At 66.6% G+C, this 11,247-nt stretch carries 11 protein-coding genes; 4 read left to right on the forward strand and 7 right to left on the reverse strand.

Annotated features, from left to right (window positions below; all coding sequences use genetic code 11):
• Positions 1-24: 24 nt before the first annotated feature.
• From EO139_RS16625 to pyrE, 5 genes are all read right to left on the reverse strand, one after another.
• Positions 25-333, reverse strand: a complete 309-nt coding sequence (locus tag EO139_RS16625) for a helix-hairpin-helix domain-containing protein (RefSeq protein ID WP_104584932.1) — start codon at positions 331-333, stop codon at positions 25-27.
• Between the two features lie 34 nt (positions 334-367).
• Positions 368-1,297 carry a ParB/RepB/Spo0J family partition protein gene (locus EO139_RS16630; RefSeq protein ID WP_104649987.1) on the reverse strand — a complete coding sequence of 310 codons (930 nt, stop codon included), beginning with the start codon at positions 1,295-1,297 and terminating at the stop codon, positions 368-370.
• The gene (locus tag EO139_RS16635) at positions 1,297-2,094 is read right to left on the reverse strand and encodes an AAA family ATPase (protein ID WP_104584936.1); all 798 of its coding nucleotides are present in this window, start codon (positions 2,092-2,094) and stop codon (positions 1,297-1,299) included. Before EO139_RS16635 ends, EO139_RS16630 begins: the two co-directional genes overlap by 1 nt.
• A gap of 114 nt (positions 2,095-2,208) precedes the next feature.
• A complete protein-coding gene (locus EO139_RS16640) occupies positions 2,209-2,853 on the reverse strand; it encodes a hypothetical protein (RefSeq protein WP_164739216.1) in 645 nt (214 codons plus the stop codon).
• A gap of 43 nt (positions 2,854-2,896) precedes the next feature.
• On the reverse strand, positions 2,897-3,556 hold the full coding sequence (gene pyrE / locus EO139_RS16645; RefSeq protein ID WP_126971536.1) for an orotate phosphoribosyltransferase: 660 nt from the start codon (positions 3,554-3,556) through the stop codon (positions 2,897-2,899).
• A 121-nt stretch (positions 3,557-3,677) separates the two neighbouring features.
• On the opposite strand from pyrE, the gene EO139_RS16650 reads away from it, so the two are divergent.
• The 3 genes from EO139_RS16650 (at position 3,678) to EO139_RS16660 (ending at position 6,301) form a co-directional block, all read left to right on the forward strand.
• Positions 3,678-4,478, forward strand: a complete 801-nt coding sequence (locus tag EO139_RS16650; RefSeq protein ID WP_119131662.1) for an exodeoxyribonuclease III — start codon at positions 3,678-3,680, stop codon at positions 4,476-4,478.
• Between the two features lie 241 nt (positions 4,479-4,719).
• Complete coding sequence (locus EO139_RS16655) at positions 4,720-6,015, forward strand: MFS transporter (protein ID WP_164739889.1); 1,296 nt, start codon at positions 4,720-4,722, stop codon at positions 6,013-6,015.
• Between the two features lie 58 nt (positions 6,016-6,073).
• Entirely contained in the window at positions 6,074-6,301 is a 228-nt protein-coding gene (locus EO139_RS16660; RefSeq protein ID WP_104584944.1) for a hypothetical protein, read from the forward strand.
• Positions 6,302-6,638: 337 nt separating this feature from the next.
• On the opposite strand, the gene EO139_RS16665 is transcribed toward EO139_RS16660, so the two are convergent.
• Together EO139_RS16665 and EO139_RS16670 are read right to left on the reverse strand one after the other, a co-directional pair.
• A complete protein-coding gene (locus EO139_RS16665) occupies positions 6,639-7,781 on the reverse strand; it encodes an anhydro-N-acetylmuramic acid kinase (RefSeq protein ID WP_126971538.1) in 1,143 nt (380 codons plus the stop codon).
• A gap of 278 nt (positions 7,782-8,059) precedes the next feature.
• On the reverse strand, positions 8,060-9,478 hold the full coding sequence (locus tag EO139_RS16670; protein ID WP_126971540.1) for a M23 family metallopeptidase: 1,419 nt from the start codon (positions 9,476-9,478) through the stop codon (positions 8,060-8,062).
• Between the two features lie 169 nt (positions 9,479-9,647).
• Between EO139_RS16670 and tyrS the strand changes: the two genes are divergently transcribed.
• On the forward strand, positions 9,648-10,859 hold the full coding sequence (gene tyrS / locus EO139_RS16675) for a tyrosine--tRNA ligase (RefSeq protein ID WP_119129762.1): 1,212 nt from the start codon (positions 9,648-9,650) through the stop codon (positions 10,857-10,859).
• The last annotated feature ends 388 nt before the right edge of the window (positions 10,860-11,247 follow it).

The following is an 11,247-nucleotide window of genomic DNA, read 5'->3' on the forward strand; positions in this document are numbered from 1 at the left end:
CAGCGCCTGACCGCGTGCGCGCACTCACCCCAGCCGGAGCGGTGCCTGGCTGGCCAGCGTTGCCTTGCGTTCGGCGCTGAACGCCCACCACGGCTGCGGCGCCTCGCCCTGCATGAAGCGCGTGATCGACAGGAACACGTCGATCACGCAGGGGTCGTGCAGCACGCCGGTACACAGACACAGCTGCGCATACATGTCGTAGGCATCGCGACCGCGCAATTGCGCGGCAACGCGGATGCCGATCCGCTGCAGATCCTTTTCGCAGGCCGGCCCCACGTTCGGCAGGTCGGTCAGATGCAGCAGGTGCTTGCGATCGACCTTGACGGGATTCATTGCCGGGACTGCTCCTGGTGGGTCCGCAGAGAACTCAGCTGCGCTGCACGCGCAGGCGTTCGAGCACGCCGTCCAGCGTGTCCAGGTCGGTGTAGTGGATCACCAGCTTGCCCTTGCCGCCGCGGCCGTGGTTGAACACCACCTTGGTGCCCAGCGATTCGGACAGTTCGGTCTCCAGCGAGGCGATATCGGCCTGCGGCGCGGCAGCGGCCGGCTTGCCCTTGCGCAACGCGCCGGGCACCTTGCCGGCGGCGAACTGCTGCGCACGGTGTTCGACCTCACGCACCGACCAACCCTGGTCGGCCGCTTCCTGCGCCAGCTTGCTGGCCAGCTCCGGCGCCAGGGTGAGCAGCGCACGCGCATGGCCCATTTCCAGACGGCGGGTTTCCAGCAGCACGCGGATGGCCACCGGCAATTCCAGCAGCCGCAGCAGGTTGGACACCGACGCACGCGAGCGGCCCACCGCGCCGGCGGCCTCGGCGTGGGTCAGCGAAAATTCGTCGATCAAGCGCTGCAGCGCCTGCGCTTCTTCCAGCGGGTTGAGGTCTTCGCGCTGGATGTTCTCGATCAGCGCCATCGCGATGACGGTGCGGTCGTCCAGCTCGCGCACCACCACCGGCACCTCGCTCAGCCCGGCCAGCTGCGAGGCGCGCCAGCGGCGTTCGCCGGCAACGATCTCGAACTGCCCCGGCGCCAGCTCGCGCGCCACGATCGGCTGGATCACCCCCTGGGCCTTGATCGACTCCGCCAGTTCGGCCAGCTTGACCTCGTCCATCTCCTTGCGCGGCTGGTACTTGCCCGGCTGCAGCTGGCTGACCGGCAACTGGCGCAGGCTGTCGCCCGGCTGTAACGCTTCCTCGCTGGCCGCGCTCGGCGCCGCCGCGGCGGCCGCGCCCTTCGGTCCCAACAGCGCTTCCAGGCCACGGCCCAGGCCACGCTTCTTTGCGGGGATCGGCTTGTTCATCAGACGGTCTCCACGGGCCGGTAGGCCTTGTTGCGGTCGTTCTGGCGGCGCAGGATTTCGCTGGCCAGCCCCAGGTAGGCCACGCCACCGCGCGAGGTGCGGTCGTAACCGACGATGCTCTGGCCATGGCTGGGCGCCTCGGCCAGGCGCACGTTGCGCGGCACGATGGTGCGGAACACCTTGTCGCCGAAATGCTCGGTCAGCTCGGCCGACACCGCGTTGGCCAGGTTGTTGCGGATGTCGAACATCGTGCGCAGCACGCCTTCGATTTCCAGTGCCGGATTGAGGTTGGCGCGCAAGGCCTCGATGGTTTCCAGCAGCGCGGTCAATCCTTCCAGTGCGTAGTACTCGCACTGCATCGGCACGATGATCGAGTCGGCCGCGGTCAAGGCATTGAGCGTCAGCAGCGACAACGCCGGCGGGCAGTCGATCAGGATGAAGTCGTACTCGTCGCGGATCGGTGCCAGTGCGCGCTTGAGCCGCTGTTCGCGCTCGCCCTGATCCATCAGCTGGATCTCGGCAGCGGTCAGGTCGATGTTGCCCGGCAGCAGGTCGAAGCCTTCCGGCGCGGTGACCCGGATCTCGGCGGCGGTGTTTTCGCCCAGCAACAGGTCGCACGTCGAGGCGGCCACATCGCGCTTGTCGATGCCGCTGCCCATGGTGGCGTTGCCCTGCGAGTCCAGATCCACCAGCAACACACGCTTGGGCGCGCGCGCCAGGCCGGCCGCCAGATTGACCGCGGTCGTGGTCTTGCCGACGCCGCCTTTCTGGTTGGCAATGGCGATGATCCGGGCCATGCGGGAGAGCCTCGTGGGCAGGGAGTAAGACCGGCCATTATGCGGGCAGGGCGTCGGATCGGGAAATGCCGCCTGCCGCAGTGCGCCGCACGGGTGGCAATGACGGCGGGCCGTTCAGCCGGCAGGCGCAGTGGCGGCCGGCGGTTCCTTCATCGCCCGGTAGCGCTGCAGGATGTCGGCGATCTCGCCGTCCAGCGCCACCCGTTGCTGCTCGAAGCTGGTCTGCAGACGCAGCTGCGCCAGCAGCTCGCGATGGCGTTGCTGGATGTCGGCGGCCAGCTTGTCGGCCACCGCCTGGCCAGCCAGTTCGCGGTCGCCGGCGCTGCGCAGCATGCTGGCCAGCCCTTCGCGCAGGCTGGTCACATTGAAGCGCGCGGTGTGGATGTTGTTGTCGACGATGGCGATGCGCTCGTTGAACACCCGGCGCAGGTCGTCCTCGCTCTGGTAGGACATCAGCATCGCCTGGTCGGTGCGCTGGCGCATCTGCTCGGCGGCCAGATCGGCCTGGCGTTGCTGCTCGCTGGCAGCGGCGGCGGCCCGCTCATCACTGCTCATGGCGCGCTGCACCTCGGCGCTGCGCAGGCCGCTCCTGGCGTTGAACTCGTCGCGCGCCTGGTTCACCGCTTCCGGCGGCAGCGTATCGCTGCACACCCGGGCGCCGTTCTGGTTCCAGCAATACAGCGTCTTCGCGGCCGGCTTGTCCTGCGCGATGGCAGGTGCGGCGGCCACGGCCGCCGCAACGGCGGCGAATAACGCCAAACGGGTGTGTCTTGGCATCATCGCAGCCCCCTGTCGCCTGCCGTCAGCCTGTGGTGTCGGTGCCGTAACGGCCACGATAGGCCAGCAGCGGTTCCCAGAAGCCCACAAGGTCGGCGTTTCCTGCCGCAAAAGCAAGCAGGTCGCCCAGGTTGGCCACCGCGATCACCGGGATGCCGGCCTCGGCCGCCACCGCCTGCGCGGCCGAGCGGCGATCCTGCTCGGAGGCGATCTCCTGCCGGTCCAGCGCCACCACGATCCCGGACGGAACGCCGCCAGCGCCACGGATGATGCCCAGCGCCTCGCGGATCGCGGTGCCGGCGGTGATCACGTCGTCGACGATCAATACCTTGCGCCCCTGAAGCGGCGCACCGATCAGGCTGCCGCCCTCGCCATGGTCCTTGGCTTCCTTGCGGTTGAACGCCAGCGGCAGGTCGCGCCCGCGCCCGGCGTAGGCGCAGGCCAGCGCGGTCGCCAGCGGGATGCCCTTGTAGGCCGGCCCGAACAGCAGGTCGAACTCCACCCCGGCCGCATCGATCGCATCGGCATAGCACTGCGCCAGCTGCGCAGTCTTGGCGCCCGAATCGAAGCGCCCGGCATTGAAGAAATACGGGCTGAGCCGCCCGGACTTGAGCGTGAACTCGCCAAAGCGCAGGGCATCGGCGCCCAGGGCCAGCTGCAGGAAACGGGTGCGGTGGTCGGTCATTGGACGGGAATGGGGAATAGGGAATCGAGAATGGTAAACGCATCGTGCGCCGGCAGCCTTCCGCATGCGCCTGGGGTAGGCTTTACGATTCCCCATTCCCAACTCCCCATTCCCGGCCCTTATGCGCATCATCAGTTTCAACGCCAACGGCCTGCGCTCGGCCGTCACCAAGGGTTTCTTCGAATGGTTCGCCGAGCAGGACGCCGACGTGCTGTGCGTGCAGGAGACCAAGGCCCAGGAGCATCAGCTGGCCGGTGCCAAATTCCTGCCCACCGGCTACAAGGCCTGGTTCCGCGACGCCAGCACCAAGAAGGGCTACAGCGGCGTGGCCATCTACAGCAGGCACGAACCCGATGAAGTGCGCACCGCGCTGGGCTGGCCCGAGTTCGACGAAGAGGGCCGCTACATCGAGGCGCGCTTTGGCAACCTCAGCGTGGTGTCCTTCTATATTCCGTCCGGCTCCTCGGGCGAGTTGCGCCAGGGCTACAAGTTCCAGGTGATGGAATGGCTGCGGCCGATCCTGGATGAATGGCTGGCCAGCGGCCGGCAGTACGTGCTGTGCGGCGACTGGAACATCGTGCGCTCGGCGCTGGACATCAAGAACTGGAAGTCCAACCAGAAGAATTCCGGCTGCCTGCCGCCCGAGCGCGACTGGCTCAACGGCCTGTGCGCCGATGCGCTGGAAGACGCCAATGCCGCCGGCGGCCGCGGCTGGGTCGATACCTACCGCGTGCTGCATCCCCAGGGCCAGGACTACACCTGGTGGAGCAACCGCGGTGCGGCGCGCAGCAACAACGTCGGTTGGCGCATCGACTACCAACTGGTCACTCCCGGCCTGCGCGACAAGGTCAAGGCCTGCTCCATCTACCGCGAGCAGCGCTTTTCCGACCACGCGCCGTATGTCGTGGATTACGCGGAGTGAGGAAGGGTGCACAGCCGGCGGTGACGCGCGCCGGGACGGTTGGCCAAGCCTCACCGTGTTGTGTTTCCGGCCGCGTCGTGGAGATGCACGTCGAGGGCGTGCAGGCCGTGCCTGGCCGCAGCCAGATGGCCGTGGATCCTTCCGGGAGCCAATCATGCGTTTCCGGCAGGTCGCTCCGCGCAACGGCCAGTGATACTGCCCGCCCGGCATCGATCAGCCCCCATTCCCAGCGGCCATACGCATGACCACGCCTGCACCCAACTACAAAGGACTGCGCGGCATCCGGCAGGCCTTCGCCACCCCATCGGCGGCGACCATGGCCCTGCTGGGTTTTGGCAGTGGCCTGCCGTTCCTGCTGATCGCCTCGCAGACCCTGTCCACCCGGCTGCGCGATGTCGGGCTGGATCTGGGCAGCATCGGCCTGATCAGCCTGGCCAGCTTCTTCTACCTGCTCAAGTTCCTGTGGGCGCCGCTGCTCGACCGCTATGCGTTTCCGCTCACCGCGTGGTTGGGGCGTCGGCGTTCCTGGCTGCTGGTCTCGCAACTCGGCGTCACCGCCGGCCTGTTCGCACTGGCGTTTTCGCGCCCGGACATGAGTGTCACCGGCCTGGTCGCCTGGGTGCTGTTCGCCTCGTTCTGGGGCGCCACGCAGGATTCGGTGGTGGATGCCTATCGCATCGAAATCGCCCCGGACACGGCGCAGGCCGCCTTGGCGGCGACCTACACCCTGGGCTACCGGATCGGCCTGATCCTCGGTGGCGCCGGCGCGCTGTACCTGGCCGAATACCTCAACTGGACCTCGGCGTACCTGGCCATGTCGGCGCTGATGCTGCTGCCGATCATCACCACCCTGGTATGCCGCGAGCCGGACCGGCCGCAGCTCACGGTGGTGCGCCGCATCGACGTGGCCGGCGCATTCTGGCAGCCCATTTCCAGTTTCTTTTCCGGCAACGGGCTGGCGCTGGGCATCGTCCTGCTGGCATTTGTCGGCCTGTTCAAGTTCCCGGACCAGGTGATCGGCGTGATGGCCGGGCCGTTCTATCTGGATTCGGGCTACACCAAGGCCGACATCGCCACGGTGTCCAAGCTGTTCGGCGTGTGGATGGGCATCGTCGGCGCGTTTGCCGGCGGTGCGGCGGTGGCTGCGTTCGGCTTCCGGCGCATGCTGCTGGTCGCCGCCCTGGGCGTGGCGCTGTCCAACCTGGCATTTTTGCTGATGGCGCAGAACCCCGGCAAATTGTGGGCGTTCTATGCCGCACTCAGTGCCGACAATCTGTTCCAGGGGTTCGCCGGTACCGTGCTGGTGGCCTTCATGTCATCGCTGACCAATCGCAACTTCACCGCCACCCAGTACGCCTTGCTGGTGTCACTGGCCAATTTGCCGGGCAAGTTCGCCGGCGGTGTATCCGGGTTCCTGGTCGAGGCCACCTCCTACAGCACCTTCTTCATCCTCAGCGCCCTCACCGTGGTTCCCACGCTGGCCCTGCTGGCCTGGCTGTGGCCGCGGCTGGATGCCCGCGACGGGCGCCCGGATTGAAACGTCCGCCAGGGTTGCCGATGATGCCGACGCGGCACTGCATCGCACGAGGAAGGGCATGACCGATCTGGTACTGCGTGACATCGATCCATTGCTGGTGGACAGGATCCGTCGCATCTCCGTCGCACGCGGCTGGACCCAGCACCAGACGGTGATGCATCTGCTCGAACAGGGCCTGTTCGCCAGCGAGTACGACGTCAGCGGCGGCCTGCAGCATCCGGAAGTCGATGTGCTGGCCGAGGCGATCGCCGCGCTCAAGGCGCTGCCGGCGGGGAATACTCCCTAGCGCTGCAAAAGGCCAGGCAGTGCTGCCTGGTGCGCAAGTTCACTCGGTGCGAGTACGGCGTGCGAATGCGGATGGCTCGGTCAGAAGCCCTTGCATGCTGCCGAGAAGGGCCGAGATTGCTGTCATTCGCCGGCTCAACTGCGCACGTTCCCGCCAGCCTCTGCTCAATTGCGTGCTAGTCGGTTGCAGACGAGGCGGGCATCATCAGCAAGCTAGCTTCACCGAACACGTCACCGCTACCCCTCATCAATTGAGCGCTGGTCGCGTCGCAGAATTCGGGGCGGGGCACCATCAGGAAGCGAGGTAGTGGCATCCAGCGCGCGCCGATCCAGGCCACTCATGCCGGATGGATCGCCCCCAGCAGCCGCGGCCCCGCCGCCCCGGTCACCGACGGCAGATTGGCCGCGCGGCCTGCGAGCAGCTCCGCGGCCAACCACGCAAACCCCATTGCCTCCAGATAATCAGGATCCAGCCCATGCCGCGCGCTGGATTCCACCACCACGCCCGGCAGTCGCGCCGCCAGGCGCGCCATCAACACCGGATTGCGCACCCCACCACCGCACACCAGCACCCGGCGGGTATCGGGCTGCAGCCGCAGCAACGCGTCGGCGACGCTGGCGGCGGTGAGTTCGAGCAGGGTCGCCTGTATATCGGCCGCGGACGGCGCCGCGTTGCCCGGCGACCGCATCGCCTGCATCGCCCAGTCAAGATGGAACTGCTCGCGTCCGGTACTCTTGGGCGGTGCCAGTGCGAACCACGGGTCGGCCAACAGCGCCTGCAGCAGCGCCGTATCGACGCGCCCGCTGGCGGCAAACGCACCGTCGGCATCGAACGCCGTGCCGCGGTGCTGCTGGCACCAGCTGTCCAGCAACGCATTGGCCGGGCCGGTATCGAAGCCCAGCACCGCGCCACTGCGCGGGATCAAGGTCAGGTTACCGATGCCGCCCAGGTTCAGCACCGCACGGTCCTCGTCGGCGGCACCCAGCATGGCCAGATGGAAGGCCGGCATCAGCGGTGCGCCCTGGCCGCCGGCAGCCACATCGCGCCGGCGGAAATCGGCCACCGTGGTGATGCCGGTGTGCTCGGCAATCCGGCTCGCATCGCCGATCTGCCAGGTGAAGGCCGGATCGGCCTTGGGGCGATGTCGAATGGTCTGCCCGTGCGAGCCGATCGCGCGAATGCGCCCACGCGCAATGCCGCTGTCGCGGATCAGCTGATTGGCCGCGGCCGCAAACGCCAGCCCCACCTGCGCATCCAGGTGTCCAAGCGCATCGATGGCGATGACCTCGGCGCCCTGGCCCAACGTCACCAGCGTTTCGCGCAGCTGTGGCTCCCAGGCCACCGTGGTGCCTGCGACCAGTTCGCAGCGGCGATGGCCCTCGTCGGTGAAGCGCACCAGCGCCGCATCGATGCCGTCGGCGCTGGTGCCCGACATCAGGCCCAGATAGAGCGGGGATTCAAGATGTTCCGGAGCAGACATGCCAGGGCCAGTTGCACGGTGGTCGTGCAGCTTGTGCAGCCGGGATGGGAGAGTCAACCGGCCTTGCGCGCATCGCGGTGGAAGCAGGGGCGATGCGCTCGCCAGCCAATCACTCTAAATGTAGTGCCGACTGTCGCGTCGGCGCCATGGTGTCCACTTGTCGCTGGCAGCAACCCGATGCCGGCTGCGGCGTCGCGTGAGCCAGAGCCCCCGAACGGAGGCGCAGTCGTGCGATCGGCGGTTGCCAGCGCGGCGGCTGGGAAACCAGCCGCGCCCACTCAACCGCGCGGCTCGCCCTTGGCGGGCTTGCCGGCGTCGGCGTAGATCAACTTCTCCATGCCTTCGATACGCGCCAGTGCCGGCGCCGTCTGCGCGCGGAAGGCGGCCAGCTCGGCGCCCTGCAACGGCTCCGGCGGCGGCATCGTCACCGACATCGGGTTGCGCTGCTGCCCGGCGACGCGGAATTCGTAATGCAGATGCGGGCCGGTCGCCAGGCCGGTCATGCCGACATAGCCGATCACCGTGCCCTGGTTGATGCGCTGGCCGGCCTTGATCTTGCCGAAGCGCGACATGTGCCCGTACAGCGTGCTGAAGTTCCTGCCGTGGTCCAGGATCACCACATTACCGTAGCCGCGCTGGGTGCCGACGAACACCACCCGTGCATCGCCAGCGGCCATGATCGGCGTCCCCGATGCTGCCGCGTAGTCCACGCCCTTGTGCATGCGCATCGTGCCCAGCACCGGATGCTTGCGCGCGCCAAAGGTCGAGCTGATGCGGCTATAGGCCACCGGCATGCGGATGAAGCTCTTCTTCAATGGCCGGCCGTTGATGTCGAAATACTCGGCCGGCTTGCCGGCACGCTCGAAGCGGAAACCGGTGTAGGTCTTGCCGCCGGTGGTGAAGGTCGCCGCCAGGATGTCGCCGGTGTTGATGCGCTCGCCCTCGCGCCAGGTCTCGTCCATCACCACGCTGAAGCGATCGCCCGGCTGCAGATCCTTGTCGAAGTCGATGTCGTACTTGAAGATCTCGTCGGTCATGATCGCCACCGCCGCCGGCGACAGCCCCGACTTGCCGGCCGAGGCGTACAGCGAGCTGCTGATTTCGCCGCTTGCCACCACCGTGCGCGTGGTCGTGGCGCGCTCGGTGACGTTCTCGCGCACGCTGTCGCCCATCAGGCGCAGCTCCACGCGGTGGCTGTCGTCGCGGTCGAAGCGCAATGCGCGCAGCTCGCCCGGCGTCGGCATGTCGAAGGCGATCTCGGCGCCCGGACGCAGCTTGGTCAGTGCCTCCTTGGTGCCCGGATGCGCCAGTACCTGGTACATCACCGCGGTCGGGATTCCCAATTCGCCGAACAAGGTGCTCAGCGTCTGCCCCGATTTGACCTGCAGGATTTCCCAATCGGTGCTCGGTGCCAGCTGCTTGCGGGCCGGCACCAACGGCGGCAACGGCAGGGCCAGCGTGGAATGGCTGGACAGCGGCGCATCGATGGCATTGGAAAAGCCCGGCACGATCGTGGCCACCAGCGCACCGATGGTCGCGAACAGGCTGGCGTGGATCCAGTGCCGGCGCGTCCATTGGTCGTTGAATGCCGCCGGAAGATGCGCCTTGAGCTTGCGATGCAGGGCAGTGTCGTGGAGGACGTGGAGGCGTTCGTGAAAGCGCCGCTTGCGTGCACGGCCCTGCTCTGAGTTCTGCATCGTTCAAATTCCTCGCTGGCTCGAAGTGCGAGCCCAATCGCCGGTACCATAGACAGCCTGTAACAGCGCGTCAAACCATTGAGCCTGTTCAACATTTTCATTTGGCGCGGAATTAACCCGCGTTTAACATCGTTCACGTTTTTGACGGCAAACGCCGCTGGAGTCTTGGTTGGCCACTATCGAAGAATCCCTCGCACTCATCGGCCGCGGCGCCGAGGAGATCCTCAAGCTCGATCAGCTCGAAGCGCGCCTGAAATCCGGTGTGCCGTTGCGGGTCAAGGCCGGGTTCGATCCCACCGCGCCGGATCTGCATCTGGGCCACACCGTGCTGCTCAACAAGATGCGGCAGTTCCAGCAGCTCGGGCATCAGGTGATCTTCCTGATCGGCGACTTCACCGGAATGATCGGTGACCCGAGCGGCAAGAACGTCACCCGCAAGCCGCTGAGCCGCGACGATGTGCTGGCCAACGCGCGCACCTATGAGGAGCAGGTCTTCAAGATCCTGGACCGTGAGCGCACCGAGGTGCGCTTCAACTCCGAGTGGTTCGGCCAGATGAGCGCGGCGGACATGATCAAGCTGTCCGCGCAGCACACCGTGGCACGCATGCTCGAGCGCGACGATTTCGCCAAGCGCTTCAACGGCCAGCAACCGATCGCCATCCACGAGTTCCTGTATCCGCTGGTCCAGGGCTACGACTCGGTCGCCTTGAAGGCGGACGTCGAACTGGGCGGGACCGACCAGAAGTTCAACCTGCTGATGGGTCGCGGCCTGCAGGAGCACTACGGCCAGGCCCCGCAGGTCGTGCTGACCATGCCGCTGCTGGAAGGCCTGGACGGGGTGGCCAAGATGTCCAAGTCGCTGGGCAACTACATCGGCATCAACGAGCCGGCCATCGACATCGTCACCAAGACCATGAAGATCGGCGACGAACTGACCTGGCGCTGGATCGATCTGCTGTCCTTCGACATCGGTGTTGCCGAGGCCGCGCGCCTGAAAGAACAGGTCGCCTCGGGTGACCTGCACCCGCGCGAGGTCAAGTTGCGTCTGGCGCGCGAACTCACCGCGCGCTTCCACGATGCCGCCACTGCAGAGCAGGCCATCGCCGGCTGGCACGCCGTGGTGACGGGGCAGGGCGACACCAGCCTGTTGCCGCTGCAGGAGGTGGCCGTGCCGGCCGAAGGTCTGCGGATCGCAAGTCTGCTCACCGCCGCCGGCCTGACGCCCAGCAATTCGGAGGCCACGCGCAAGCTCAAGGAACGTGCGGTCAAGATCGATGGTGAAGTGGTCGAAGATCCGGCACGTCAGTTTGGGCCGGGCTTCGAGGGTGTCATCCAGGTGGGGAAGCGTAATTTCGCCCGCGTTGCGCTGGTCAGCGCCTGAGCTGGCGGAGGGTTGCTGCATGGCAGCGATGTCGGCGCCGGGATGACCTTTATATAGAGGCATCGGACGGCTGACGCAGGATCAGCGGCTTGCTGCAGCAACAACGAAGGACGCGCGGGTATAGATGGCAGCGGGATCGTGAAAAATTTTTCACAAACCCCTTCCCAAACGTCCCGGTTGGGCCTATAGTTCGCCTCCCCCGACGCAACGGCCCCGCAGATGCGGAACCAGAGCGGAAGGGTTCGAAAATGCCTTGATTTGAGGTGTTGACGAAACGAAAAAGCCGGCTATGATGGGCGGCTCGCTACACGGAAAGATGCTTCGGCAGATTGAGGTGCAGCGGCGGCAACTTCCTCTTCACGAGGGGTTGACGAAGATGAAAAGCCTG

This window comes from Xanthomonas sp. BRIP62411 (genome assembly GCF_003993525.1).
Taxonomy (GTDB): Bacteria; Pseudomonadota; Gammaproteobacteria; order Xanthomonadales; family Xanthomonadaceae; genus Xanthomonas; species Xanthomonas euroxanthea.

Coding starts and splice junctions, on each gene's coding strand:
- EO139_RS16625 (WP_104584932.1), bottom strand. CDS start 333: ATGAATCCCGTCAAGGTCGATCGCAAGCACCTGCTGCATCTGACCGAC.
- EO139_RS16630 (WP_104649987.1), bottom strand. CDS start 1,297: ATGAACAAGCCGATCCCCGCAAAGAAGCGTGGCCTGGGCCGTGGCCTG.
- EO139_RS16635 (WP_104584936.1), bottom strand. CDS start 2,094: ATGGCCCGGATCATCGCCATTGCCAACCAGAAAGGCGGCGTCGGCAAG.
- pyrE (WP_126971536.1), bottom strand. CDS start 3,556: ATGACCGACCACCGCACCCGTTTCCTGCAGCTGGCCCTGGGCGCCGAT.
- EO139_RS16650 (WP_119131662.1), top strand. CDS start 3,678: ATGCGCATCATCAGTTTCAACGCCAACGGCCTGCGCTCGGCCGTCACC.
- EO139_RS16655 (WP_164739889.1), top strand. CDS start 4,720: ATGACCACGCCTGCACCCAACTACAAAGGACTGCGCGGCATCCGGCAG.
- EO139_RS16660 (WP_104584944.1), top strand. CDS start 6,074: ATGACCGATCTGGTACTGCGTGACATCGATCCATTGCTGGTGGACAGG.
- EO139_RS16665 (WP_126971538.1), bottom strand. CDS start 7,781: ATGTCTGCTCCGGAACATCTTGAATCCCCGCTCTATCTGGGCCTGATG.
- EO139_RS16670 (WP_126971540.1), bottom strand. CDS start 9,478: ATGCAGAACTCAGAGCAGGGCCGTGCACGCAAGCGGCGCTTTCACGAA.